This window comes from Thauera sp. AutoDN2 (assembly GCF_051280715.1).
Taxonomy (GTDB): domain Bacteria; phylum Pseudomonadota; class Gammaproteobacteria; order Burkholderiales; family Rhodocyclaceae; genus Thauera.
Genome location: NZ_JBNCAR010000001.1, coordinates 253,458 through 276,685, shown reverse-complemented (window position 1 = coordinate 276,685; position 23,228 = coordinate 253,458). Strand labels below are relative to the sequence as shown.

Annotated in this window: 28 protein-coding genes; 24 read left to right on the top strand and 4 right to left on the bottom strand. The window is 65.1% G+C overall.

The genetic code is table 11. The annotated features are described in order from the left end of the window. Positions 1-11: 11 nt before the first annotated feature. From rplR to galE, 13 genes are all read left to right on the top strand, one after another. Positions 12-365, top strand: a complete 354-nt coding sequence (gene rplR, locus ACPT9U_RS01280) for a 50S ribosomal protein L18 (RefSeq protein ID WP_418363633.1) — start codon at positions 12-14, stop codon at positions 363-365. 12 nt (positions 366-377) lie between these two features. After that, positions 378-902 (top strand): 30S ribosomal protein S5, encoded by a 525-nt coding sequence (gene rpsE / locus ACPT9U_RS01275; RefSeq protein ID WP_324537969.1) that lies wholly within the window; start codon positions 378-380, stop codon positions 900-902. Positions 903-905: 3 nt separating this feature from the next. Then, a complete protein-coding gene (gene rpmD, locus ACPT9U_RS01270; RefSeq protein ID WP_418363632.1) occupies positions 906-1,088 on the top strand; it encodes a 50S ribosomal protein L30 in 183 nt (60 codons plus the stop codon). Position 1,089: 1 nt separating this feature from the next. Then, the gene (gene rplO, locus ACPT9U_RS01265) at positions 1,090-1,527 is read left to right on the top strand and encodes a 50S ribosomal protein L15 (RefSeq protein WP_418363631.1); all 438 of its coding nucleotides are present in this window, start codon (positions 1,090-1,092) and stop codon (positions 1,525-1,527) included. Between the two features lie 16 nt (positions 1,528-1,543). After that, positions 1,544-2,869, top strand: coding sequence for a preprotein translocase subunit SecY (secY, locus tag ACPT9U_RS01260; RefSeq protein WP_435749628.1), 1,326 nt, complete (start codon positions 1,544-1,546; stop codon positions 2,867-2,869). A gap of 3 nt (positions 2,870-2,872) precedes the next feature. Next, entirely contained in the window at positions 2,873-3,091 is a 219-nt protein-coding gene (gene infA / locus ACPT9U_RS01255) for a translation initiation factor IF-1 (protein ID WP_002931617.1), read from the top strand. A 25-nt stretch (positions 3,092-3,116) separates the two neighbouring features. Continuing rightward, on the top strand, positions 3,117-3,230 hold the full coding sequence (rpmJ, locus tag ACPT9U_RS01250; RefSeq protein WP_002931619.1) for a 50S ribosomal protein L36: 114 nt from the start codon (positions 3,117-3,119) through the stop codon (positions 3,228-3,230). A 53-nt stretch (positions 3,231-3,283) separates the two neighbouring features. After that, entirely contained in the window at positions 3,284-3,646 is a 363-nt protein-coding gene (gene rpsM / locus ACPT9U_RS01245; protein WP_418363630.1) for a 30S ribosomal protein S13, read from the top strand. 12 nt (positions 3,647-3,658) lie between these two features. Continuing rightward, positions 3,659-4,048, top strand: coding sequence for a 30S ribosomal protein S11 (gene rpsK, locus ACPT9U_RS01240; protein ID WP_418363629.1), 390 nt, complete (start codon positions 3,659-3,661; stop codon positions 4,046-4,048). Positions 4,049-4,062: 14 nt separating this feature from the next. Continuing rightward, positions 4,063-4,692, top strand: a complete 630-nt coding sequence (gene rpsD, locus ACPT9U_RS01235) for a 30S ribosomal protein S4 (RefSeq protein ID WP_418363628.1) — start codon at positions 4,063-4,065, stop codon at positions 4,690-4,692. 39 nt (positions 4,693-4,731) lie between these two features. Further along, positions 4,732-5,712, top strand: a complete 981-nt coding sequence (locus ACPT9U_RS01230) for a DNA-directed RNA polymerase subunit alpha (RefSeq protein WP_435749627.1) — start codon at positions 4,732-4,734, stop codon at positions 5,710-5,712. A gap of 25 nt (positions 5,713-5,737) precedes the next feature. Further along, positions 5,738-6,136, top strand: coding sequence for a 50S ribosomal protein L17 (gene rplQ, locus ACPT9U_RS01225; RefSeq protein WP_418363626.1), 399 nt, complete (start codon positions 5,738-5,740; stop codon positions 6,134-6,136). Between the two features lie 129 nt (positions 6,137-6,265). Beyond that, positions 6,266-7,288, top strand: a complete 1,023-nt coding sequence (galE, locus tag ACPT9U_RS01220) for a UDP-glucose 4-epimerase GalE (protein ID WP_418363625.1) — start codon at positions 6,266-6,268, stop codon at positions 7,286-7,288. 8 nt (positions 7,289-7,296) lie between these two features. Here galE and uvrA read toward each other — a convergent pair whose 3' ends face one another. After that, positions 7,297-10,116 (bottom strand): excinuclease ABC subunit UvrA, encoded by a 2,820-nt coding sequence (gene uvrA, locus ACPT9U_RS01215; RefSeq protein WP_435749626.1) that lies wholly within the window; start codon positions 10,114-10,116, stop codon positions 7,297-7,299. Positions 10,117-10,234: 118 nt separating this feature from the next. Here uvrA and ACPT9U_RS01210 point away from each other — a divergent pair, with 118 nt between their 5' ends. From ACPT9U_RS01210 to ACPT9U_RS01175, 8 genes are all read left to right on the top strand, one after another. After that, complete coding sequence (locus tag ACPT9U_RS01210) at positions 10,235-11,440, top strand: MFS transporter (protein ID WP_418363623.1); 1,206 nt, start codon at positions 10,235-10,237, stop codon at positions 11,438-11,440. 68 nt (positions 11,441-11,508) lie between these two features. Then, positions 11,509-12,003 carry a single-stranded DNA-binding protein gene (ssb, locus tag ACPT9U_RS01205; RefSeq protein ID WP_418363622.1) on the top strand — a complete coding sequence of 165 codons (495 nt, stop codon included), beginning with the start codon at positions 11,509-11,511 and terminating at the stop codon, positions 12,001-12,003. A 96-nt stretch (positions 12,004-12,099) separates the two neighbouring features. Then, a complete protein-coding gene (locus ACPT9U_RS01200) occupies positions 12,100-13,065 on the top strand; it encodes an MBL fold metallo-hydrolase (protein ID WP_435749625.1) in 966 nt (321 codons plus the stop codon). An 11-nt stretch (positions 13,066-13,076) separates the two neighbouring features. Further along, entirely contained in the window at positions 13,077-13,898 is an 822-nt protein-coding gene (locus ACPT9U_RS01195; protein WP_418363620.1) for a tRNA threonylcarbamoyladenosine dehydratase, read from the top strand. Further along, the gene (locus tag ACPT9U_RS01190; RefSeq protein WP_418363619.1) at positions 13,895-14,281 is read left to right on the top strand and encodes a sirohydrochlorin chelatase; all 387 of its coding nucleotides are present in this window, start codon (positions 13,895-13,897) and stop codon (positions 14,279-14,281) included. The genes ACPT9U_RS01195 and ACPT9U_RS01190 overlap by 4 nt, the downstream gene beginning before the upstream one ends. Before the next feature lie 112 nt (positions 14,282-14,393). Further along, positions 14,394-15,479 (top strand): efflux RND transporter periplasmic adaptor subunit, encoded by a 1,086-nt coding sequence (locus ACPT9U_RS01185; protein ID WP_435749624.1) that lies wholly within the window; start codon positions 14,394-14,396, stop codon positions 15,477-15,479. A gap of 14 nt (positions 15,480-15,493) precedes the next feature. Beyond that, positions 15,494-18,769 carry an efflux RND transporter permease subunit gene (locus ACPT9U_RS01180; protein ID WP_435749623.1) on the top strand — a complete coding sequence of 1,092 codons (3,276 nt, stop codon included), beginning with the start codon at positions 15,494-15,496 and terminating at the stop codon, positions 18,767-18,769. Next, on the top strand, positions 18,766-18,987 hold the full coding sequence (locus tag ACPT9U_RS01175; RefSeq protein WP_418363617.1) for a YgaP family membrane protein: 222 nt from the start codon (positions 18,766-18,768) through the stop codon (positions 18,985-18,987). The genes ACPT9U_RS01180 and ACPT9U_RS01175 overlap by 4 nt, the downstream gene beginning before the upstream one ends. An 85-nt stretch (positions 18,988-19,072) precedes the next feature. On the opposite strand, the gene ACPT9U_RS01170 is transcribed toward ACPT9U_RS01175, so the two are convergent. Both ACPT9U_RS01170 and ACPT9U_RS01165 read right to left on the bottom strand, forming a co-directional pair. Then, complete coding sequence (locus tag ACPT9U_RS01170) at positions 19,073-19,579, bottom strand: disulfide bond formation protein B (RefSeq protein ID WP_418363616.1); 507 nt, start codon at positions 19,577-19,579, stop codon at positions 19,073-19,075. Positions 19,580-19,792: 213 nt separating this feature from the next. After that, complete coding sequence (locus ACPT9U_RS01165; protein WP_418363615.1) at positions 19,793-20,689, bottom strand: LysR family transcriptional regulator; 897 nt, start codon at positions 20,687-20,689, stop codon at positions 19,793-19,795. A 95-nt stretch (positions 20,690-20,784) separates the two neighbouring features. Here ACPT9U_RS01165 and ACPT9U_RS01160 point away from each other — a divergent pair, with 95 nt between their 5' ends. Next, entirely contained in the window at positions 20,785-21,384 is a 600-nt protein-coding gene (locus ACPT9U_RS01160) for an FMN-dependent NADH-azoreductase (RefSeq protein ID WP_418363614.1), read from the top strand. Positions 21,385-21,466: 82 nt separating this feature from the next. Further along, positions 21,467-22,357 carry a pirin family protein gene (locus ACPT9U_RS01155; RefSeq protein WP_418363613.1) on the top strand — a complete coding sequence of 297 codons (891 nt, stop codon included), beginning with the start codon at positions 21,467-21,469 and terminating at the stop codon, positions 22,355-22,357. Between the two features lie 19 nt (positions 22,358-22,376). Here ACPT9U_RS01155 and ACPT9U_RS01150 read toward each other — a convergent pair whose 3' ends face one another. Further along, complete coding sequence (locus tag ACPT9U_RS01150) at positions 22,377-22,745, bottom strand: PilZ domain-containing protein (protein ID WP_418363612.1); 369 nt, start codon at positions 22,743-22,745, stop codon at positions 22,377-22,379. Positions 22,746-22,918: 173 nt separating this feature from the next. Between ACPT9U_RS01150 and ACPT9U_RS01145 the strand changes: the two genes are divergently transcribed. Continuing rightward, complete coding sequence (locus ACPT9U_RS01145) at positions 22,919-23,218, top strand: PilZ domain-containing protein (RefSeq protein ID WP_418363611.1); 300 nt, start codon at positions 22,919-22,921, stop codon at positions 23,216-23,218. The last annotated feature ends 10 nt before the right edge of the window (positions 23,219-23,228 follow it).

Below are 23,228 nucleotides of genomic sequence, written 5' to 3'. Positions count from 1 at the left end.
GGCGGTTCGTCATGAACAAGAAAGAAACTCGTCTCCGTCGCGCGCGCAAAACTCGCGCCAAGATTGCGGAGCTCAAGGCGGTTCGCCTGACGGTGTTCCGGTCCAACTGCCATATCTACGCTCAGGTCATCTCCGGCTGCGGAGCGCGCGTTCTCGCCGCTGCATCGACCGTCGAAGCCGATGTGCGCGCCAAGGTCGCCAATGGCGGCAACAAGGCGGCCGCGGAGGTGGTGGGCAAGCTCATCGCCGAGCGTGCAAAAGCAGCCGGTGTGGAGCAGGTCTCCTTCGACCGCTCGGGCTTCCTGTATCACGGCCGCGTGAAGGCGCTGGCCGAGGCCGCCCGTGAAGGCGGTCTCAAGTTCTAAGCGAGGAATCGTATGGCCAAGCAGCAAACCAAACGTGCGCAAGCCTCCGACGAGCGCGATGACGGCCTGAAGGAAAAAATGGTCGCGATCAATCGCGTGACCAAGGTCGTAAAGGGCGGTCGTATCCTCGGCTTCGCGGCACTGACCGTCGTCGGTGACGGTGACGGCGCGATCGGCATGGGCAAGGGGAAGTCCCGCGAAGTTCCGGTGGCGGTGCAGAAGGCGATGGACGAAGCGCGTCGCAAGATGCGTAAGGTCTCGCTCAAGAACGGGACCTTGCAGCATACGGTAATCGGCAAGCACGGCGCGGCTTCCGTGCTGATGCAGCCGGCTCCCGCTGGTACCGGCATCATCGCCGGCGGTCCGATGCGCGCCGTGTTCGAAGTCATGGGTGTGACCGATGTGATTTGCAAGTGCATCGGCTCTGCCAATCCGTACAACGTCGTCCGTGCCACCATCAATGGCCTGATGGCGATCAACACCCCGGCGGAGATCGCTGCCAAGCGCGGCAAGTCCGTCGAAGAGATCCTGGGGTAAGAGATGTCGGACAAGAAAATCAGGGTGACGCTCGTGAAGAGCGTGATCGGTACCAAGCAGTCCCATCGTGCTACTGTGCGCGGGCTGGGTCTGCGCCGGCTCAACCACACGGTCGAGCTGGCGGATACCCCGGAAGTCCGGGGCATGGTCAACAAGGTGTCCTACCTGCTGAAGTGTGAGGGTTGAAATGCGCCTGAATACCATCAAGCCCGGTGAAGGCTCCAAGAAAGTTGCGCGCCGTGTCGGTCGCGGAATGGGCAGCGGCTTGGGCAAGACCTGCGGCCGCGGCCACAAGGGTCAGAAATCCCGCGCCGGCGGGTTCCACAAGGTCGGCTTCGAGGGCGGCCAGATGCCGCTGCAGCGCCGGCTGCCGAAGCGCGGTTTCGTTTCGCTGACGCGGGCTCGCAATGTCGAGGTGCGCCTGTCCGAACTGGACAAGCTCCCGGTAGACGAGATCGATCTGCTGACGCTCAAGCAGGCGGGCGTCATCGCCGCCGATGCTCTGTCGGCCAAGGTCGTCGTTTCGGGTTCCATAAGCCGCAAGGTGATCCTGCGCGGCGTGGGTGCGACTGCGGGTGCCAAGGCGGCGATCGAAGCTGCCGGCGGTTCCGTGGCGGCCGAGTAAGAAAAGGGCATACGCTGTGGCGAATCCTGCTGCCACGCTGGGAAGCGCGGGGAAATTCGGCGATCTCAAGCGCCGGTTGATGTTCCTCATGGGCGCGTTGATCGTGTATCGGATCGGCGCGCACATTCCGGTGCCTGGTATCGACCCGCAGGGGCTGGCAGAGTTGTTCCAGTCCCAGCAGGGTGGAATCCTTGGCGTGTTCAACCTGTTTTCGGGTGGCGCGCTGTCTCGCTTCACCATCTTCGCGCTGGGCATCATGCCCTACATCTCCGCGTCCATCATCATGCAGTTGATGACCGTGGCGGTGCCTTCTCTGGAAGCGTTGAAGAAGGAAGGGGAGGCGGGTAGACGCAAGATCACGCAGTACACGCGGTACGGCACCTTGCTGCTGGCGTTGGCGCAGTCGCTGGGTATCGCGATCGCGCTCGAAGGGCAGCCTGGTCTGGTGCTCGAGCCGGGGGTCATGTTCCGATTCGTGACCGTCGCGACGCTGGTGACCGGTACGATGTTCCTGATGTGGCTGGGTGAGCAGATCACCGAGCGTGGCATCGGTAATGGCATCTCGATCATCATCTTCGCCGGCATCATAGCGGGCTTGCCAAGTGCGATTGGCGGTTTGTTCGAGTTGGTTCGGACAGGATCGATGCACCCCTTTACGGCGCTCTTCATCTGCATTCTCGTGGTGCTGGTGACGGCCTTTGTGGTTTTCGTGGAGCGTGGGCAGCGGAAGATTCTGGTGAATTACGCCAAACGGCAGGTCGGCAACAAGGTGTATGGGGGGCAAAGTTCCCACCTTCCCCTGAAGCTGAACATGTCTGGCGTGATTCCGCCGATCTTCGCGTCGAGCATCATTCTGTTCCCTGCCACGCTGGGGCAGTGGTTTGGTTCGTCGGAGGGGATGTACTGGCTGCGAGACATCGCTTCCACGCTCTCTCCGGGTCAGCCCATCTACGTGATGCTCTATGCGCTGGCGATTATTTTCTTCTGCTTCTTCTACACGGCGCTGGTCTTCAATGCGCGTGAGACGGCAGACAACCTGAAGAAGAGCGGGGCCTTTGTTCCCGGGATTCGTCCTGGCGATCAGACCGCGCGCTACATTGACAAGATTCTCATGCGGCTGACGCTGGCCGGTGCGGTGTACATCACGCTGGTTTGCCTTCTGCCGGAGTTCCTGATCCTGAAGTGGAACGTGCCGTTCTATTTCGGTGGCACTTCGCTGCTGATCATCGTGGTGGTTACGATGGACTTCATGGCTCAGGTCCAGGCATTCGTGATGTCGCACCAGTACGAGAGTCTGCTGAAGAAAGCGAACTTCAAGGGGGCGGGTATCCCCGGAAGGTGAGCCATGGCGAAGGAAGATGTAATCGAGATGCAGGGAGAGGTGACCGAGAACCTCCCCAATGCAACGTTCCGCGTCAGGCTTGAAAACGGTCACATGGTGCTCGGCCATATCTCCGGGAAGATGCGGATGCACTACATCCGCATCCTCCCCGGGGACAAGGTGACCGTACAGCTCACCCCCTACGACCTGACCAAGGGCCGGATCGTTTTCCGGACCAAGTGAAGATTAGAGAAACAGGAGCAACATCATGAGAGTGCAGGCATCGGTCAAGCGGCTCTGCCGCAACTGCAAGATTATCCGCCGCAAGGGTGTGGTTCGCGTCATTTGCAGCGATCCGCGGCACAAGCAACGCCAGGGTTGATCTACTCAACGCCAGGCATTAGAATTTAACGTTTTTCGTTTCGGGGTATACGGATGGCCCGTATTGCTGGGGTTAATATTCCCAATCACAAGCATGCCGAGATCGCGCTGACCGCCATCTATGGGATCGGCCGTTCGCGTGCTCAGAGAATTTGCGACGCCGCAGGCATCGTGCGTTCGGTCAAGGTCAAGGATCTGACCGAGTCGGACATGGAAAAGCTGCGTGACGAAGTCGGTCGTTTCGTCGTCGAAGGCGACCTGCGTCGTGAAGTCACCATGAACATCAAGCGCCTGATGGACCTGGGCTGCTACCGCGGCGTGCGTCATCGCCGTGGGCTGCCGCTTCGTGGCCAGCGCACCCGCACCAATGCCCGTACCCGCAAGGGTCCGCGCAAGCCGATCGCCGGCAAGAAGTAATAGGAACCGATAATGGCTAAGACTGGAACGAAGGTTCGCAAGAAGGTCAAAAAGAACGTTGCCGAAGGCATCGCTCACGTTCACGCGAGCTTCAACAACACCATCATCACCATCACCGATCGTCAGGGTAACGCTCTGTCGTGGGCGACTTCGGGCGGTGCGGGCTTCAAGGGCTCGCGCAAGAGCACGCCGTTCGCCGCTCAGGTCGCTGCCGAAGCGGCTGGCAAGGCTGCCCAGGAATGTGGCATCAAGAACCTGGAAGTGCGCATCAAGGGCCCCGGTCCTGGGCGCGAGTCCTCGGTTCGTGCGCTCAATGCGCTGGGGATCAAGATTTCCAGCATCACGGACATCACCCCCATCCCGCATAACGGCTGCCGTCCGCCGAAGAAGCGTCGTATCTGACAAGGAGTTGATAAGTGGCTCGTAATCTCGATCCTAAGTGCCGTCAGTGCCGTCGCGAAGGCGAAAAGCTGTTCCTGAAGGGCGAAAAGTGTTTTACCGACAAGTGCGCCATCGAGCGCCGTGCGTATGCCCCTGGCCAGCACGGTCAGCGTTCCGGGCAGCGTCTGTCCGGCTATGGCGTGCAGTTGCGTGAGAAGCAGAAGATTCGCCGCATTTACGGTGTGCTGGAGCGCCAGTTCCGCAAGGTGTACGCCGAAGCGGACCGTCGCCGTGGTCAGACAGGTGAAAACCTGCTTCAGTTGCTGGAAGGTCGGCTGGACTCCGTCGCCTACCGCATGGGTTTCGGCGCCTCGCGCGCTGAAGCACGACAGGTGGTCCGTCACAACGGCGTGCTGGTCAATGGCAAGCGCGTGAATATCCCGTCGTACGTTGTTCGCCCGGGCGATGTTGTCGAACTGACCGAAGGTGCGCGCGGTCACCTGCGCGTCAAGGCCGCCCTCGAGGCTGCCGAGTCGCGTGGTTTCCCCGAGTGGCTCCAAGTCGACACCAAGGCCGGCAAGGGTGTCTTCAAAGCCTACCCGGTGCGCACTGAACTGCCTGCAACGATCAACGAGAGCCTGGTGGTGGAACTGTACTCCCGTTGATCGGGAGTCTGATCCTCTTCTAGTTCCGAGGAAATGCTGATGCAAAGCAATGCACTGCTGAAACCGCGCATCATCGACGTCCAGAGCACCTCGCCTGTCCAGGCGCGGGTGACGATGGAGCCGTTCGAGCGCGGGTTCGGTCATACGCTGGGGAATGCGCTGCGGCGCATCCTCCTGTCGTCGCTCCCGGGGCACGCTGCCACGGAAGTCACGATCGAAGGGGTGCTGCACGAGTACTCCACGCTTGACGGCGTGCGCGAAGACATCGTCGACCTGCTGCTGAACCTGAAGGGTGTGGTATTCAAGCTCAACGGGCGCAGCGAAGTCACCGTGCGACTCGCCAAATCCGGCGAGGGCTTGGTGACGGCGGCCGACATCGAACTCGGTCACGACGTCGAGATCATCAACCCCGATCATGTGATCGCGCATCTGGCCCCCGGTGGCAAGATGGACATGCAGATCAGGGTCGAGGAAGGACGCGGGTACGTACCGGGTAATGCGCGCCCCCAGAGCGCTGAGAGCAAGCAGATCGGCCGTATCGTTCTCGATGCGTCGTTCGGCCCTGTGCGCCGTGTCAGCTACCTGGTAGAAAGCGCTCGTGTCGAGCAGCGTACCGACCTCGATCGTCTGATCATCGATATCGAGACCAACGGTGCGGTTGATCCGGAAGAGGCGATCCGCTACGCGGCGCGCGTGCTGATGGATCAGCTTTCGGTGTTCGCCGACCTCGAAGGCACTCAGCCCGAGCGGGTCGAGGCCCCGTCGCAGACGATCGATCCCGTTTTGCTGCGCCCGGTCGATGACCTCGAGCTCACGGTGCGTTCTGCGAACTGCCTGAAGGCCGAGAACATCTACTACATCGGTGATCTGATCCAGCGCACCGAGACCGAGTTGCTGAAAACCCCGAACCTGGGTCGGAAGTCGCTCAACGAGATCAAGGAAGTGTTGGCCTCTCGCGGGCTGACGCTTGGCATGAAACTGGAAAACTGGCCGCCGGCCGGGCTTGAGAAGCTCGGTTGAGTCGCCGGGCAAGTGAGGAATTGAAATGCGTCACCGTAATGGTCTTCGCAAGCTGAATCGTACCAGCAGCCACCGCCAGGCGATGTTCCGCAACATGGCCAATTCGCTGCTGCGTCACGAAGCGATCAAGACGACCCTGCCGAAGGCGAAGGAACTTCGCCGTGTGGTCGAGCCGATGATCACGCTGGGCAAGAAGCCCAGCGTTGCCAACCGCCGTCTGGCGTTCGACCGTCTGCGCGACCGTGATATGGTCGTGAAGCTTTTCGACGAACTGGGTCCGCGCTTTGCCAGCCGTAACGGTGGCTATCTGCGTATTCTGAAGTGCGGCTTCCGCGATGGCGACAACGCGCCGATGGCGTATGTCGAATTGCTCGACCGACCTGAAGGTGAGGCGGTTGAAGCTGAAGAAAGCGAAGCCGCCTGAGTTATCGGCGAGCGAACGAAAGAACCGGGCAACGCCCGGTTTTTTTTCGCCCGCGCGGCATCGTTCCGCGCAAACATGTGCGGTGTACGGGCAGGCTGGAGGCGTTGCAATGGTGGAGGGTTGGAACGAATGGGCGTGACGCTGGTGACCGGGGGCGCGGGCTACATCGGTTCGCATACGTGTGTTGAGCTACTGCAGGCGGGGCGTGACGTCGTCGTGGTGGATGATCTGTCCAACGCTTCCATGACGGCGGTTGCGCGTATGCAGGAGCTGGGAGGTCGCGCGCTTGCCGGCTTCGTTCGTGCGGATGTGAGGGACCGTGCCGCGCTGGAGCATATTTTCGCGCAGCATCCGGTCGAGGCGGTGATCCACTTCGCCGCGCGCAAGGCGGTTGGTGAGTCGGTCGCTCAGCCGCTCGCCTATTACGACAACAACCTGCACGGCCTGATCAGCGTGCTTGAGGTGATGGAGATTGCCGGTTGCCGGCGCATGGTGTTCAGTTCGTCGGCCACGGTATATGGGGACCCTGCGTCCGTCCCCATCCGGGAGGATTTTCCGACTTCTGCAACCAATCCCTACGGCTGGACGAAGCTGATGGGCGAGCAGATCCTGCGTGACGTGGCACAAGCGGAAGCGGGCTGGAACATCGTGCTGTTGCGATACTTCAACCCGGTCGGTGCGCATGTGAGCGGGCGCATCGGGGAGGATCCGGATGGTCTGCCGAACAACCTGATGCCTTTCGTGAGTCAGGTTGCGGGCGGGCGACTGCCGCGACTGCGCGTGTTCGGCAACGATTATCCGACACGCGACGGCACGGGCGTGCGCGATTACATTCATGTGGTCGATCTTGCGCTGGGCCATTTACGTGCGCTCGAGCGGATTGAACGGCTACCTGGCGTGAGCACGCTGAATCTTGGCACCGGGCGCGGCTACAGCGTGCTGGAGATGGTGCGCGCCTTCGAAGCCGCCAGTGGGCGCGCAGTCCCCTACGACATCGTCGAGCGCCGACCGGGAGATATCGCTGCGTGCTGGGCGGATCCCGCCCGCGCAGAAGAAGTGCTTGGCTGGCGCGCCGAGCGCGATTTGCAGGCCATGTGCGAGGACGCATGGCGCTGGCAGTGCCTCAATCCGCGCGGTTACGCCGGGGGGTGAGGCCCTGGTCAGGAGAGCATGCGACGCAGGTAGCGGCCCGTATGACTCTCGGGGTGTTCGGCAATCTGCTCGGGGGTTCCGCAGCATACCAGCGTGCCGCCACGGTCGCCGCCCTCTGGGCCCAGGTCGAGGACCCAGTCGGCCGTTTTGATTACGTCCAGGTTGTGCTCGATGACGATGATGGTGTTGCCGTGGTCGCGCAGGCGGTGCAGAACCTTCAGCAGCAGTTCGATGTCCTGGAAGTGCAGCCCGGTGGTCGGCTCGTCGAGGATGTACAGGGTTCGGCCCGTGTCGCGCTTGGAGAGTTCGAGGGCGAGCTTGATGCGCTGAGCCTCGCCACCCGAGAGAGTCGTCGCGCTCTGCCCCAGGCGGATGTAGCCGAGGCCGACGTCGGTCAGGGTTTCGAGCTTGCGTGCGACTGCGGGTACCGGTGCGAAGAAGGCGAGCGCCTCCTCCACCGTCATCTCCAGCACCTCGCGGATGTTGCGACCCTTGTATCGGATTTCTAGCGTCTCGCGGTTGTAGCGCGTGCCATGGCAGACATCGCACGGGACGTACAGGTCGGGCAGGAAATGCATCTCGACCTTGACCAGGCCGTCGCCCTGGCAGGCCTCGCAGCGCCCGCCGCGCACGTTGAATGAGAAGCGCCCGGGACCGTAGCCGCGCGCCCGCGCCTCGGGCACGCCGGCGAATAGCTCGCGGATAGGCGTCAGCAGCCCCGTGTAGGTGGCGGGGTTGGAGCGCGGTGTGCGGCCGATTGGGGACTGGTCAACGTCGATGACCTTGTCGAAGGCTTCCAGCCCTTCGATCGCGGCGTACGGCGCAGGGTCATCCGCGCTGCGGTTGAGCTGGTGCGCAGCGGCAGTGGCGAGCGTGTCGTTGATCAAGGTGGACTTGCCGGAGCCCGAAACGCCGGTGATGCAGGTCAGCAATCCAACCGGCAGGCTCGCGTCGACGGCCTTGAGGTTGTTGCCCGTGGCGCCCGCGATCCGGACCATGCGCGCCGGATCAGGCGCGGTGCGGCGCCCGGGCGGCATGATCGTGCGCCTTCCGGCAAGATAGTCGCCGGTGAGGGAGTCCGGATTGGCAATCACCTCGGCAGGCGTGCCGTGTGCAACGATCTGGCCGCCATGCTCGCCTGCCCCGGGGCCCATGTCCACCACGTAGTCCGCGCTGCGGATCGCATCCTCGTCGTGCTCGACCACGATCACCGTGTTGCCCATGTCGCGCAAGCGGGCGAGGGTGTCAAGCAGGCGGTCGTTGTCACGCTGATGCAGGCCAATCGACGGTTCGTCGAGCACGTACATCACGCCCGTCAGCCCGGAGCCGATCTGGCTTGCCAGGCGGATGCGCTGCGCTTCGCCGCCCGAGAGCGTATCGGCTGCGCGGTCGAGCGCCAGGTAGTCGAGCCCCACGTCGATGAGGAAGCGCAGGCGTGCGGTGATCTCGCTCACGATCCTTTCGGCGATGCGTGCGCGTGCGCCTTCCAGCGCGAGCTGGGCGAAGAACGCATGCGCTGCCCCAAGCGGCATCGCGGCGACCTCGTGCAGGGGGTGGCCGCCGATCAGCACGTGGCGTGCCTCGCTGCGCAGGCGGCTGCCGTGACAGGCCGGGCAGCGCTGGGTGGCACGGTATTTCGACAACTCCTCGCGCACGGCCTGCGAATCGGTTTCGCGCAGGCGCCGCTCGAGGTTGGGCAGGATGCCCTCGAAGGGGTGCTCCTTGAGCACCATCCTGCCGTTGTCCGCCATGTAGCGGAAAGCGATCTTTGTCCGCCCGGAGCCGGAAAGCACCACCTCGCGCAGGTCTTCCGGCAGTGCCCGCCACGGCGTCTCGATATCGAAGCCGTAGTGCGAGGCCAGGCTTGCCAGCAACTGGAAGTAGAACTGGTTGCGCCGGTCCCAGCCGCGGATCGCGCCCGATGCGAGCGACAGCTCAGGGTGTGCAACCACCCGCACGGGGTCGAAGAACTCGACCTGGCCCAGCCCGTCGCACCTGGGGCATGCGCCGGCAGGATTGTTGAAAGAGAACAGCCGTGGCTCCAGTTCCGCAAGTGAGAAGCTGCACACAGGGCAGGCGAAGCGAGCCGAGAACAGGTGCTCGCGGCCGCTTTCCATCTCCACCGCGATCGCCCGCCCGTCGGCATGCGTGAGTGCGGTCTCGAAGGACTCGGCGAGCCGGCTGCGCAAATCGGGGCGCAGCTTCACGCGATCGATCACCACCGCCACGTCGTGCCGTCGGCCCTTCTCCAGGGGCTGCATGGCGTCGAGTTCCATCACTTCGCCATCCACCCGCACGCGCACGAAGCCCTGCGCGCGCAACTCTGCGAACAGATCGCTCTGCTCACCCTTGCGGCCGCTCACGACCGGGGCGAGGATCATCAGCTTCGTCTCGGCGGGCAGTGCGAGCACGTGGTCGACCATCTGCGCCACACTCTGCGCTTCCAGCGCGTGCTGCGGATGGTCGGGGCAGTGTGGTGTGCCTGCGCGTGCATACAGCAGGCGGAGGTAGTCGTGGATCTCGGTGACCGTTCCGACCGTAGAACGTGGATTGTGGCTGGTGGCCTTCTGCTCGATCGAGATCGCGGGCGACAATCCTTCGATCAGGTCCACATCCGGCTTCTCCATGAGTTGGAGGAACTGGCGCGCGTACGCGGAAAGAGACTCGACGTAGCGGCGCTGGCCCTCCGCATACAGGGTATCGAAGGCGAGCGAGGACTTCCCCGAGCCCGACAGGCCTGTGATCACGGTCAGGCGGTTCCGGGGAAGGTCGATGCTGATGTTTTTCAGGTTGTGGGTGCGGGCGCCGCGGATGCGGATCTCGTCCATGACGGGTTCGAGGCGTGGGAAACGGCAAACTATACGCCCTCGTCACGGCGGCGGCGTAATCGCATCAGTCGTTTGCGGGGTGTTAGAATCCCGCTCTTTGATCGAGCCGGTATCCAGTATGTCCGTTCCCGCACGCGATCCGATGACGCGCGAAGAACGCCGCGCCGGCATGAGCCTGGCGGCTATCTTCGCGCTGCGCATGCTCGGCCTGTTCCTGATCCTCCCCGTGTTCGCCGCTCATGCCGAGCAGATCCCAGGGGGAGACGACCTGATGCTCGTCGGCCTGGCCATCGGCGCCTACGGGCTTACTCAAGCCTTCCTGCAGATCGCCTACGGCGCCGCCTCCGACCGCTTCGGGCGTAAGCCGGTGATCGTGTTCGGCCTCGTGCTCTTCGTCGTCGGCAGCGTCGTTGCAGCAATCGCTGATGACATCTGGATGATCATCGTGGGGCGGGTGGTGCAGGGCGCGGGTGCAATTTCCGCGGCCGTCACCGCGCTGGCTGCGGACCTTACGCGCGACCAGCATCGCACCAAGGTCATGGCAATGATCGGCTCCTCCATCGGCCTCGTGTTCGCACTCTCCATGGTGGTCGCGCCGCTGCTCTATGCGGTAATCGGCATGTCCGGCATCTTCTGGCTCACCGCGGTGCTCGCCGTAGGCGCCATCGGCGTGCTGCTCAAGGTGGTGCCCGAGGCGCCCCCCGTTCCGCGCGCCACGGGCCGGATCGTCGACGTCTTGCGTGACGGCCAGCTGATGCGGCTCAACTTCGGTGTGTTCGCGCTGCACCTGATCCAGACCACGATGTGGGTACTGGTCCCCTCGGCGCTGGTCGCCAGCGGCGGCCTGCCGGTGCCCGAGCACTGGAAGGTCTACCTCCCGGCGGTGCTGCTATCCTTTGTCGTCATGGTGCCTGCGGTGATCCTCGCCGAGCGCCACGACAAGATGAAGCCGGTCTTCAATGCAGCCATCGCGTTGCTTGTGATCGTTCAGTTCGGGCTCTGGCTTTTTGGGGATGCACTGATACCATTGGCATTGCTGCTGACCCTCTTCTTCATCGCCTTCAACGTGCTCGAGGCCACGCAGCCGTCGTGGATCTCGCGTATCGCCGCCCCGGGCGCGAAGGGGACTGCGCTCGGGGTCTACAACACACTGCAGTCGCTCGGCCTGTTCCTGGGCGGCGCGCTCGGCGGCTGGCTGGGTCAGACCTTCGGGACCGGCGTGGTAAGCCTGTTCTGCGTCATGCTCGGGCTTGCATGGCTGGCGCTGTCGACCTCGATGAATCCGCCGCCCCTGCGTACCGCGCCGGCGCCTGCCGGGCGCTGAACGGGGCGGTACACCATGCAAGGGCGGCGCCCATACGCTGCCCGTTCACGTTTCCAAAGGAGAACCGGATGGCATCCCTGAACAAAGTCATCCTGATCGGCAACCTCGGCGCTGATCCGGAAAACCGCTTCGCCCCCTCCGGCGACGCGATCTGCAACATCCGTCTGGCCACTACCGAGACCTGGCGCGACAAGAATACTGGCGAGCGCCGTGAGGCTACCGAATGGCACCGCGTGTCCTTCTACGGCAAGCTGGCCGAAATCGCCGGGCAGTATCTGCGCAAGGGCAGCCAGGTTTACATCGAGGGTAGCCTGCGTACGCGCAAGTGGCAGGACCAGAGCGGTCAGGACCGCTACACCACCGAAATCCGTGCCGACGAGATGAAGATGCTCGGCGGGCGCCGCGAGGGCGGCGATGCATCCATGCGTGGCAACGATGCGGGCTGGGATGCTCCCGCCGCTGCGCCGCGCAGCAGCCCCGCGCCCGCACAACGTCCGCAGTCCCAGCAGCCTGCGCAGTCCTCCGGTGGGTTCGGCGATTTCGACGACGACATTCCCTTCTGACACCGTTTGGCCGCCGTGCCTGGCGCGTTGCGCCGGGCCGAGGCACGTATTGAAACCGGGACAATCGACCCCAGATCGATGCCTGGAGGAGGGGTGATGAAAAATCTGATCGACTATCAGGACGGCGTCTTCGCCTTCGACTCGGCCTACGGCCGGCCACAGCTTTGCGCAATTCACCTTGTGGTGCAGGACGGCCGCGCGGCGGTCGTCGATACCGGCAGCAATGCATCGGTACCTCATGTGCTCGCGGCGCTGGCATCACTCGGCATCGCGCCCGAGGCCGTGGACTGGGTGATCCTCACCCACATCCACCTCGATCACGCAGGCGGCGCCGGCAGCCTGATGTGCGCCCTGCCGCGGGCGAAGCTGCTGGTCCACCCGCGCGGTGTGCGCCACATGGCGGACCCGACCCGGCTGTGGGAAGGCACCTCTGCCGTATATGGCGCGGAGCGCGCGTTCGAACTCTACGGCCAGCTGGTTCCGGTACCCGCCGAGCGCATCGTCGCGGCGACCGATGGACTCGAGGTGCAACTCGGTAGCCGCATGCTGCGCGTGTTCGACACGCCCGGCCACGCTCGCCACCATATCTGCGTGTGGGATTCGGTCGCACGCGCCTTCTTCACCGGCGACACCTTTGGCCTGTCCTATCGCGAGCTCGACACCGATGGCCGCGCCTTCGTGGTGCCGACGACGACGCCCACCCAGTTCGATCCTGCCGCGATGCATGCCTCCATCGACCGCATGCTCGCCATGTCGCCCACGGCGATGTACCTGACCCATTTCAGCCGCGTCACCGACGTCGAGCGCCTCGGTGCGGACCTGCACCGCCTCATCGATACCATGGTCGCGGTCGCGCAGGCCGCACGCGGTGAGGGGGTTGCCCGCCACGTCGAGATCCTCGCCGGTCTCGAGCAGGTCATGCGCGAGGAGACGGCGCGCCAGAAATGGGCGCTGAGCGAGGACGATACGCTCGAACTGCTGCGCATGGACCTGGAGCTCAACGCACAAGGCCTCGGCGTCTGGCTCGACAGTCTGCGCGCCGTCGAAGCGGTCAACGCCTGAGCCCGCGCTTCATGCAGTCCGATGTCGACCGCGCGCGACGCTTCGGCGGCCTCGACCGCCTGTATGGCGCCGGCGCCGCGGAGGCGCTCGGCAAGGCGCACGCCTGCGTGATCGGCATCGGCGGCGTGGGCTCTTGGGTGGTCGAAGCGCTGGCACGCAGCGGGGTGGGGCGGTTGACCCTGATCGACCTCGACCACGTTGCCGAATCCAACATCAATCGCCAGGCGCATGCGCTTGAAGATACGCTTGGCATGGCCAAGGTCGATGCAATGTCCGCCCGCATCGCCGGCATCAACCCGCACTGCGAGGTGATCACGGTCGAGGACTTCGTCACCCCCGAGAATGCAGCCGGGCTGCTTTCAGGCTTCGACGTGGTCATCGATGCCATCGACAACGTACGGGCGAAGGTGGCGCTTGCCGCGGCGAGCCGTGAGCGCGGCATTCCGCTGATCATGGCGGGTGGGGCGGGCGGCAAGCTGGACCCGGCGCGCATCATGGTGGATGACCTCTCGCGTACGGTCCAGGATCCCTTGCTGTCCAAGGTGCGCGCGCGCCTGCGCAAGGAACACGGTTTCACACGCGACCCGAAGAGGAAATTCGGTATCGAGGCGGTGTTCTCGACCGAACCCTTGCGCTTTCCTGCGGTCCAGCCCTGCGATGCCGGCGCGGGGCGGGCCGCACCACAGGGTCTCGCTTGCGCAGGCTATGGTTCGAGCATGGCCGTCACGGCCAGTGTCGGCCTGCTCTGTGCTGCACGGGCGCTGGAGCACCTGCTTCGCGCTGGAGTTCGCCGTGTCGCGTCCGCCGACATTCCTACGGAGATTGCCTCATGACCGCAGCACCCCGATCCCAATCTGCCATCGTCCTGTTCGGACATGGTGCACGCGACCCGGAATGGGCCGGACCCATGCGCCGCATCCGCGATACGGTGCTGGCGCGTCCCGATGCGCCGCGTACCGAGCTGGCGTTCCTCGAGTTCATGACCCCGACCCTGCCCGAGGCCATCGCCGCGCTTGCTGCTGACGGTGTGCGGCAAATCGCGGTCGTGCCCATGTTTCTCGCCCAAGGCGGTCACCTCAAGCGCGATCTGCCGATCCTGCTCGACGAGGCCCGTGCTGCTCATCCGGAGTGCGAGATCAGCCTCGCCACTGCGGCCGGCGAGGCCGAGCCGGTTGTCGTCGCGATGGCCGATTACGCCGCCAGCTGCCTGAACTGACCGAGGTGCTGAACTGACCGAGGTGCTGAACTGACCGAGGTGCTGAACTGACCGAGGTGCTGAACTGACCGAGGTGCTTGACCGGCGCGTGTATAAGAATATACTTATGCACATGAAACCCGTCATGCTCCCCGTTCTTGCGCGCGCGCCCGGCCTTCTTCTGCTGGCCGCGGCGATCGCCAGCTTCAGCCTTCCCGCGCGCGCGGAGGTGCCCACCGTACGCATTCAGGCGCAGATGGTTGCACCCTCTATCGCTGCGGAGGCCACGATCGAGGCGGTGCGTCAGTCGACCCTCGCGGCGCAAATGCCTGGCCGCATTCTCGAACTCGGCGTAGATGCCGGCGATCGCGTCGAGCGCGGGCAGGTGCTGGTCCGCATCGATCCCGCCGAGGCGGCTGCAGCGGTCGCCGCTGCCGAAGCTGGCATCGCGCAGGCGCAGACCGTGCTCGGCAACGCGCGCCTTGAGTACGAGCGTGCGCGCAAGCTGGTCGCGCAGAAATTCCTCAGCCAGTCGGCGCTCGATGGCGCGCGGACGCAGTACGAAGCCGCTGAAGCGCAGCTGGGCGCTGCCCGCGCACAGCGTGCGCAGGCAGGCACCGTCCAGGGCTACGCTACGGTGACATCGCCGCTCACCGGCCTGGTTGCCGTACGCCACATCGAAGCCGGTGAAATGGCCCAGCCCGGCCGCAGCCTGCTCACCGTGTACGACCCTGCGCAGATGCGTGCAGTGGCCGACCTCGCGCCACAGCGCCTCGCCGAGCTCGGCGGTGGCACGCTGCGCGCCAGTGTGGAGCTGCCCGCCAGCGGGCGCACGATCGAAGCCGCTTCCGTCACCGTGCTCCCCACGGCCGACGCCCGCACCCACACCGTGCGCGTTCGCGTCGACCTCCCCGCGGGCCTCGCGGACGTGTTGCCGGGCAGCTTCGCACGGGTGCGCTTACATGGTGAGGCGGCGCCGGCCCGAGCGGCCCAACCGGTGGTGATTCCTGCCGTTTCCGTGCTTCGTCGGGGCGAGCTCACCGCAGTTTACGTGGCCGATGGCCAGGGCGGTTTCGGGCTGCGTCAGATCCGCCTCGGCCGTACGCAACAGGGCGGTGATGCGGTGGAGGTGCTCTCCGGCCTTAGGGGGGACGAAACCCTCGCCCTAGACCCGGTGCAGGCCGGCATTCAGGCCCGCGCCGGCTCGGCTGCGCGCTGAGTCCGGAGGCGACCATGGAAAAGCGTCTCGGCATCTCCGGCCGCATCGCGTCCGGCTTCCAGCGTAACGCGATCACGCCGCTGCTGGCGCTGGTGTTGCTGCTCGCCGGCATCTTCGCCACCCTGATCACCCCCAAGGAAGAAGAGCCACAGATCGACGTCACCATGGCCAACGTGCTGGTGCCTTTCCCGGGGGCGTCTGCACGCGATGTCGAGTCCCTGGTGGCGCGGCCGGCCGAGCAGGTGCTGTCGCGCATCGCCGGCGTCGAGCACGTCTATACCGTGTCGCGCCCCGGCATGGCGGTGGTCACCGTTCAATTCGAGGTTGGCGTCCCCAACCAGACTGCACTGGTGCGCCTCTACGACACCGTGGACTCGCATGCAGACTGGCTGTCGCCGCAACTCGGCGTCGGCAAGCCGCTGATCAAGCCCAAGGGCATCGACGACGTGCCGATCGTCAGCTTCACGCTGTGGACCGCCGACCCCGAGCGAGCGGCCTTCTCGCTGCAGCAGGTTTCGCGCGCGATCGAGACCGAGCTGAAGCGCATCCCCGGCACGCGCGACGTTGCCACCCTGGGCGGCCCCGGCCACGTGATCCGGGTGAACATGGACATCGAGCGCATGAACGCGCACGGCGTCACCGCGCAGGACCTGCGCGGCGCGCTGCAACTGGCCAACGCCTCGCAGCCGGCGGGCAGCCTGGTCGCAGGCAATCGTGAAGTGCTGGTGCAGACCGGCACCTACCTGGAATCTGCCGAGGATGTGCGCAAGCTTGTGGTGGGTGTCTCCGAGCGCCGTCCGGTGTTCCTGCGCGACGTCGCCGAGGTCGTCGATGGTCCCGACCAGCCTTCGCAGTACGTGTGGTTCGGCACCGGCGCTGCCGCGGAGCAGCGCGGCATCGGCCAACAGGGCCTGTTCCCGGCTGTCACGCTGGCGTTGTCGAAGAAGCCCGGAGCCAACGCCGCCGATGTCGCCCAGGCCGCGATGCAGCGCCTGGAGAACCTGCGCGGGAGCGTCATCCCGGAAGGTGTGGAGGTCACCGTCACCCGCGACTACGGCAAGACCGCCAACGACAAGGCCAACCAGTTGATCGGCAAGCTCGCCTTCGCCACCGCCGCAGTGGTGGCGCTGGTGTTCTTCGCGCTCGGCCGGCGCGAGGCCATCATCGTCGGCATCGCTGTCACGCTCACCCTGGCTGCCACCTTGTTCGCCTCCTGGGCCTGGGGCTTCACCCTCAACCGGGTGTCGCTGTTCGCGCTCATCTTTTCGATCGGCATCCTGGTCGACGACGCCATCGTGGTGGTCGAGAACATCCACCGCTGGCACACCCTCGAGCCCGACACGCCCTTGTGGAAGCTGATCCCCAAGGCCGTCGACGAGGTCGGTGGCCCCACCATCCTCGCCACCTTCACCGTCATCGCGGCGCTCTTGCCGATGGCCTTCGTCACCGGGCTGATGGGCCCCTACATGAGCCCGATCCCGATCAACGCCTCAATGGGCATGTTCATCTCGCTGGTGGTGGCCTTCGTGGTCACGCCCTGGCTGGCGCAGAAGATGCTCAAGAACGTCGACGCCCACCACCACGAGGGCGAGGACAAGATGACCCGCCGCCTCGACGGACTCTTCCGCCGCGTGATGACGCCCATGTTCGACGCCCGCCGCGGTGGCCGCAACCGTTTCGCGCTGTGGGTCGTGGTGTTCGCGCTCATCGGCGCTTCGGTCGCGTTGCCGGTGGTGCAGCTCGTGGTCATGAAGATGTTGCCCTTCGACAACAAGAGCGAGTTCCAGGTCGTGCTCGACATGCCGGTGGGCACGCCGGTCGAGGACACCGCGCGCGTGCTCAACGAGATCGGCGCCCATCTGGCCACCGTGCCCGAGGTCACCGACTGGCAGTCCTACGCTGGCGCCGCGGCGCCGATCAACTTCAACGGCCTGGTGCGCCAGTACTACCTGCGCAGTGCCCCCGAGCAGGGCGACATCCAGGTCAACCTGGTCGACAAGACCGCGCGCGAGCGCCAGAGCCACGAGATCGCCGTGTCGGTGCGCGATGCCGTCACCGAAATCGCGCTGCGCAACGGCGGCAACGTCAAGGTGGTGGAGGTGCCGCCCGGCCCGCCGGTGCTGTCGCCGATCGTCGCCGAGATCTACGGCCCCGACTACGACGGCCAGCTGGAAGTGGCCAGGCGCGTGCGCGCGGCCTTCGAGGACACCCCGGACATTGTCGGCGTCGACGACACGGTGGACGAGGACGCGCCCAAGCTCGTGCTGCGCGTTGACCAGGCCAAGGCCGCGCGCATGGGCGTGGCGAAGGCCGACATCGTCGAGGTGGTGCGCCTGGGGCTCTCCGGCGAGAACGTCACCCCGGTGCATGGCGGCGACAACAAGTACGAGATCCCGGTGCGCATCCAGCTGCCCGCGGTGCGCCAGTCCGACCTTGCCGACCTGCTCGCGATGCAGGTACGGGCCCGCGGCGGCGACAACGCCGGCCAGTTGGTGAAGATCTCCGAGGTCGTGCAGGTCGCCGAGACCCGCCGCGAGCAGATCCTCTATCGCAAGGACCTGCTGCCGGTGGTGTATGTGACCGGTGACATGGGTGGCAAGCTGGATTCGCCGCTCTACGGCATGTTCGACATCCGCTCGCGGGTCAATGGCATGGCGCTCGACGGCGCGCCGGGGCTCGCCGGTACGCTCGGCGAGTGGTTCATCAGCCAGCCCGACGACCCCTACGCCGGCTACCAGCTGAAATGGGACGGCGAGTGGCAGATCACCTACGAGACCTTCCGCGACATGGGCGCCGCCTACGCCGTGGGACTGGTGCTGATCTACCTGCTGGTGGTGGCGCAGTTCAGGAGCTATCTGGTGCCGCTGATCATCATGGCGCCGATCCCGCTCACCATCGTCGGCGTGATGCCCGGTCACGCGCTGTTCGGCGCGCAATTCACCGCCACCTCGATGATCGGCATGATCGCGCTCGCCGGCATCATCGTGCGCAACTCGATCCTGCTGGTGGATTTCGTCAATCAGCAGGTCGCCGAGGGCATGGAGTTCGGCGAGGCTCTGATCCGCGCCGCCGCGGTGCGCGCCAAGCCGATCGGGCTCACCGCGCTGGCGGCGATGATCGGCGCGGTGTTCATCCTCGACGACCCGATCTTCAACGGCCTGGCCATCAGCCTGATCTTCGGCATCTTCGTGTCCACCGTGCTCACCCTGGTGGTGATCCCGGTCCTTTACTACGCCGCCATGCGCGGCCGCATCGCCCGTCTGCAAAATCCCGAGGAGAACCCCGCATGACCACCAATGACTACGTCCGCGCCTTCGCCGGCGCTTTCGTCCTGATTTCGCTCTCGCTTGGCGTCGAGGCTTCGCCGCTCTTCGTCAGCAAGCACTTTCTGTGGGTGACCGGCTTCGTCGGCCTCAACCTGTTCCAGAGCGCTTTCACCGGGTTGTGCCCGCTGGTGAACATCCTGCACAAGCTCGGCGTCAAGGACGGCCCGGCCCGTTGCAACTGATGCTGCAGTGGCCGGCTTCAATGACCGAGGTCGGTCGGCGATGTCGGCCACAGGGGTGGGCCATCGCCGATGCCGGCCGTTGACGTCAGTTGCGGCGCAGCAGCATCCAGGCGGCGAAGATCACGGTCGCGGTGAAACTGAGCAGCGACCAGTTTGCGATGGACAGGCCGAGGAAGGTCCACTCGATCGCCGTGCAGTCGCCCGCACCGCGGAAGATCATCGGCAGCGCCTGTGCAAGCGGAAAGCTCTCGAGCATGAACTCCAGCCCTGGCCCGCATTCGGGGATCAGGGGCGGATCGATCTGCATCCAGCTCTGGCGCGCCGCGATTCCGCCCCCCACCAGCGCAGACACTCCGATCAATCCTGCATAGACGCGCACCCCGCGCCGCCCGGGTCCGTGGACGGCTGCGATCAGGGCAACGAGCGCTGCGAGTGCGAAAGCATAACGCTGCATGACGCACATCGGGCAGGGCTCCAGGCCCACGACGTGCTGCAGATAGAGGCCAAAACCGAGAAGGCCGCTGGCGACAAGGAACAGCGCCAGATAGAGCACCCGTGCGGGCAGCTCGAAGAATTGTCGAAGCAGGGTCATCTTGATTCAGGTTCCGTAACAGGCGCCCATTGTAAGCGGGGTGTCGCATCCGTGTGGCCAAGGGATGGCCTCGGTCGGCATGTCCATGGTCGTGACGCCGCCAGCGTGCGGCGGCAGCGTAGGCAGGCATGTGATTCCGCAGCAACCGGATCGTTCGTGGGCTGTGGCCGCCACGTGGCGCCCGCGTTAGACGACCCGCTGGGCAAACGGAGCTCAGTCGCCGAGGGCCGCCTGCAGCATGTCCAGAAATGCGCGGGTCTTGGCGGGCATCAGCCTGCGTCCGGGGAACACGGCCCATGCAGTGATCGAGGGCAGGCGCCAGTCCGGCATCACGCGCTGCAGTTCGCCGCGGCGCAAGTACGGGGTCGCGAAATAATCAGGCACTGCCGCGATGCCGGCGCCTGCGCGCGCGAAGCGGATCAGCAACTCGGGCGCATTGGCGGTGATCGAGCCGGGGGGCGTGCCCTCCCATCGCTCGCTCCCCCGCAGCAAGGTCCAGCCGATGGGTTCCCCAGTGCGCCCGAGCAGGCGCAGTGCGCGGTGATGCTGCAGGTCCTCCGGTGCGTTCGGCTCGCCATGCTCGGCGACATAGGTGGGCGAGGCATACAGCCCCCACGGGAACACGGCCAGTCTGCGGGCGGCCAGCAGCGCGTCGTCGGGCAAGGTCCCCAGGCGTATGGCGACATCGAAGCCTTCGCCGAGCAGGTCCACCCGGCGCGGTGACAGGTCGAGCTCAAGCGTGACTGCAGGGTGCAGGGCTGAGAATGCGGCCAGCATGTCCGTCAGCAGGAGATTGGCGAAATCGTTGGGCATCGATACCCGCAAGCGACCGCTGGGTCGTGCCTGCCGGCTCTCGGCCAGGTTGCCCACGGCCTCCACCTCGGCATCGACCTGCCGCGCGTGTTCGAGCAGGGCAGTGCCAAACTCGGTGATGCTGAGCCGGCGGGTCGTGCGCAGCAACAGACGTTCGCCCAGCCGCTCTTCCAGTTGCGACAGTCTGCGCGAAACGGTCGATTTCGGTAGCCCGAGTCGTTCGGCGGCCGCCGTGAAGCTGCCTTCGTCGACGACACGGGCAAAGATCAGCAGATCATTCGGGTCTATTTGTTCCATTATCCGAACAATGAAGTCTATTTTGATGGGTTAATTCACTTTCAAGTTCGTAATACAGTGTGCAACATCCAGTTCAAAATGACGAGGACCCCAACATGAAGATCCTGCAAATCAACGGCAGCGCCCGCACCGCCGGCGCCAATTCCACCCGCCTCGCCGACGAGATCGTTTCGCGTCTGACTGCGAAGAACCCCGCTGCCGAGCTCGTTGTACGCGATCTCGCGCGCAAGCCTGCTCCGGTGGTCGACGAGGCTGCGCTGGGTGCGCTCTTTACGCCGGCCGAGCAGCGCACGCCGGAACAGGCGGCGCGTGTGGCTGAAAGTGATGCCCTCATCGCCGAGGTTCAGGGCGCGGACGTGATCGTAATCGGGGTGCCGATGTACAACTTCGCCATCTCGACCCAACTCAAGAGCTGGATCGATGCCATCGCCCGCGTCGGCGTCACCTTCCGCTATACCGAGAACGGCCCGGAGGGCCTGCTCAAGGGCAAGAAGGTGATCGCCGCGTGCGCGCGCGGTGGCCGCTATCGTGGCACGCCCACGGACACGCAGACCCCGTACCTGCAGACGGTGCTTGGCTTCGTCGGTCTGAGTGAGCTTCGCTTTGTCTATGCCGAGGGCCTGAACATGGGCGACGAGGCAGCACGGCAAGGTTTCGCGGAGGCCGAGGCGGACATCGACGCCGCGCTCGCCTGAGCGTCTTGACCGGCTTGCCGCGGCTGCAGGATACGAGGGCGGGCCCACCCGCCCCGCACCCCCGACCCCAAGGAGAACGCAGATGAGTACCCCGACCCTTTCCTCCGCGCGCATTCCCTGCGCAAGCGTGGCGCGTTCGCGCAGCGTGGAGCGCCTGGTAACGGGCCGCCCGACCTCGGACGGCGCCGGCGTCAAGCTGACCCGGGTGCTCAGCCAGTCCCTGCAGCGCCGGCTCGACCCCTTCCTCATGCTCGATGCGTTTGGGAGCGACAACGCCGACGACTACATCGCCGGTTTTCCCGACCATCCGCACCGTGGTTTCGAGACCGTCACCTACATGATTGCTGGCCGCATGAAGCATCGTGACAGTGCAGGGCACGAAGGCCTGCTCGAGAACGGTGGCGTGCAATGGATGACGGCCGGGCGCGGGGTGATCCATTCGGAGATCCCACAGCAGCAGGAGGGTGTGATGGAGGGTTTCCAGCTCTGGCTCAACCTGCCTGCCCGGGACAAGATGAGCGTGCCATGGTATCGCGACTTCGCTGCGGGCGAGCTGCCTCGCTTCACCACCGAGGCGGGCGTCGAGGCGACCGTAATCGCTGGAGAGAGCCATGGCGTCACGGGTGCGGTGACCCGCGCCGTGACGGCGCCGCTCTACCTCGACCTGAACCTGCCGGCCGGTAGCCGCTTCATGCAGCCGATTCCCGCAGCGCACAATGCATTTCTATATGTCTACCGCGGGGCATTGAAGGTCGGCGAAGAATCGGTGCGGGCAGGCAACATGGCCATCCTCGCCAATGAAGACGCCAGCGACGGGGTGTGCCTTGAGGCCGCAGGCGACGCGCGTGCGCTCCTCATCTCCGGGCGCCCGCTCGGCGAGCCCATTGCCCAGTACGGCCCCTTCGTGATGAACACCGAGCAGGAGATCTACCAGGCGATCGCCGACTACCGAGCAGGCCGTCTCGCAGCCTGAGCCTGCGCGCTGCGTGGGGCTACAGGGAAGCCAGTTCGTGGAGCTCGCGGTGCAGCAGGGCGTCGTCGCCGAGGTTGAGCTCGATCAGCCTGCGCAGGCGGGTGATGCTGTCGAGGTCGATCATCGTGCAGGTGAGCCCGGCATCCCGTCCGCGGCAATGTGCGACCGTGGCTTCCATGCGCAGCCTGGATTCGCCATCGTCAAGGCGCAACTCGAGTGCGCACGCAAGCCCGGACGCCAGCGGTGGGCTGCCCGCAGGGAGCCGGATATGCGCTCCCTTGAGCGACAGGTCGACGACCTCGCAGGGCAGCTCGCCGCCCTCGAACGTCAGGGTCGCGCCGTGGCTGAAGTGAATGCGTGAGAAGTGCCGCTTTTCCGGGGAGTGCATCGCAGTGACCTTTTGATCGAGTTCAGGGCGGCCCCGCAGGCCTCTTCAGGATTCTGGGCGCTTGCCCGGAGGTGCGCAACAGGCTCTGGGGCAAAGGCGTGAATCCTTCACGGTAGGGCTGCCGGGTGTGGGCGATACAATGACCGCTTGTCCATCTCGAGGAAGCGGGTCGCATGCACGATCACTCGGCCAGAAGCGATCGCAGGCTGGATCGCCGGATACCGCTCGGTTGCCGCGCGACCATCCATCCCCCCAACGGCGTTGCCGTGTCCGGCGTGTGTGTCGAGCTGAGCGTCGGCGGGATGACGCTGCACACCGCCTACGTGCCGCGGGCGCAGGAAACCCTGCGCGTCACCGTGGATTCGCCAACCGGTGCGACACCACTCGTCGCGGAACTCGAGGTCAAGCGCTGTCATGCGCTCGGCAACGGGCTGTACGAGTTGGGCGGAGCGATTGTGCAAGTGCTGTCGTAGCGCCGGTGGC

Excerpts from the sequence above, each read along its gene's own strand:
- rplR (WP_418363633.1), top strand. The coding sequence starts at position 12 with ATGAACAAGAAAGAAACTCGTCTCCGTCGCGCGCGCAAAACTCGCGCC.
- rpsE (WP_324537969.1), top strand. The coding sequence starts at position 378 with ATGGCCAAGCAGCAAACCAAACGTGCGCAAGCCTCCGACGAGCGCGAT.
- rpmD (WP_418363632.1), top strand. The coding sequence starts at position 906 with ATGTCGGACAAGAAAATCAGGGTGACGCTCGTGAAGAGCGTGATCGGT.
- rplO (WP_418363631.1), top strand. The coding sequence starts at position 1,090 with ATGCGCCTGAATACCATCAAGCCCGGTGAAGGCTCCAAGAAAGTTGCG.
- infA (WP_002931617.1), top strand. The coding sequence starts at position 2,873 with ATGGCGAAGGAAGATGTAATCGAGATGCAGGGAGAGGTGACCGAGAAC.
- rpmJ (WP_002931619.1), top strand. The coding sequence starts at position 3,117 with ATGAGAGTGCAGGCATCGGTCAAGCGGCTCTGCCGCAACTGCAAGATT.
- rpsM (WP_418363630.1), top strand. The coding sequence starts at position 3,284 with ATGGCCCGTATTGCTGGGGTTAATATTCCCAATCACAAGCATGCCGAG.
- rpsK (WP_418363629.1), top strand. The coding sequence starts at position 3,659 with ATGGCTAAGACTGGAACGAAGGTTCGCAAGAAGGTCAAAAAGAACGTT.
- ACPT9U_RS01230 (WP_435749627.1), top strand. The coding sequence starts at position 4,732 with ATGCAAAGCAATGCACTGCTGAAACCGCGCATCATCGACGTCCAGAGC.
- rplQ (WP_418363626.1), top strand. The coding sequence starts at position 5,738 with ATGCGTCACCGTAATGGTCTTCGCAAGCTGAATCGTACCAGCAGCCAC.
- galE (WP_418363625.1), top strand. The coding sequence starts at position 6,266 with ATGGGCGTGACGCTGGTGACCGGGGGCGCGGGCTACATCGGTTCGCAT.
- uvrA (WP_435749626.1), bottom strand. The coding sequence starts at position 10,116 with ATGGACGAGATCCGCATCCGCGGCGCCCGCACCCACAACCTGAAAAAC.
- ACPT9U_RS01210 (WP_418363623.1), top strand. The coding sequence starts at position 10,235 with ATGTCCGTTCCCGCACGCGATCCGATGACGCGCGAAGAACGCCGCGCC.
- ssb (WP_418363622.1), top strand. The coding sequence starts at position 11,509 with ATGGCATCCCTGAACAAAGTCATCCTGATCGGCAACCTCGGCGCTGAT.
- ACPT9U_RS01200 (WP_435749625.1), top strand. The coding sequence starts at position 12,100 with ATGAAAAATCTGATCGACTATCAGGACGGCGTCTTCGCCTTCGACTCG.
- ACPT9U_RS01195 (WP_418363620.1), top strand. The coding sequence starts at position 13,077 with ATGCAGTCCGATGTCGACCGCGCGCGACGCTTCGGCGGCCTCGACCGC.
- ACPT9U_RS01190 (WP_418363619.1), top strand. The coding sequence starts at position 13,895 with ATGACCGCAGCACCCCGATCCCAATCTGCCATCGTCCTGTTCGGACAT.
- ACPT9U_RS01185 (WP_435749624.1), top strand. The coding sequence starts at position 14,394 with ATGAAACCCGTCATGCTCCCCGTTCTTGCGCGCGCGCCCGGCCTTCTT.
- ACPT9U_RS01180 (WP_435749623.1), top strand. The coding sequence starts at position 15,494 with ATGGAAAAGCGTCTCGGCATCTCCGGCCGCATCGCGTCCGGCTTCCAG.
- ACPT9U_RS01175 (WP_418363617.1), top strand. The coding sequence starts at position 18,766 with ATGACCACCAATGACTACGTCCGCGCCTTCGCCGGCGCTTTCGTCCTG.
- ACPT9U_RS01170 (WP_418363616.1), bottom strand. The coding sequence starts at position 19,579 with ATGACCCTGCTTCGACAATTCTTCGAGCTGCCCGCACGGGTGCTCTAT.
- ACPT9U_RS01165 (WP_418363615.1), bottom strand. The coding sequence starts at position 20,689 with ATGGAACAAATAGACCCGAATGATCTGCTGATCTTTGCCCGTGTCGTC.
- ACPT9U_RS01160 (WP_418363614.1), top strand. The coding sequence starts at position 20,785 with ATGAAGATCCTGCAAATCAACGGCAGCGCCCGCACCGCCGGCGCCAAT.
- ACPT9U_RS01155 (WP_418363613.1), top strand. The coding sequence starts at position 21,467 with ATGAGTACCCCGACCCTTTCCTCCGCGCGCATTCCCTGCGCAAGCGTG.
- ACPT9U_RS01150 (WP_418363612.1), bottom strand. The coding sequence starts at position 22,745 with ATGCACTCCCCGGAAAAGCGGCACTTCTCACGCATTCACTTCAGCCAC.
- ACPT9U_RS01145 (WP_418363611.1), top strand. The coding sequence starts at position 22,919 with ATGCACGATCACTCGGCCAGAAGCGATCGCAGGCTGGATCGCCGGATA.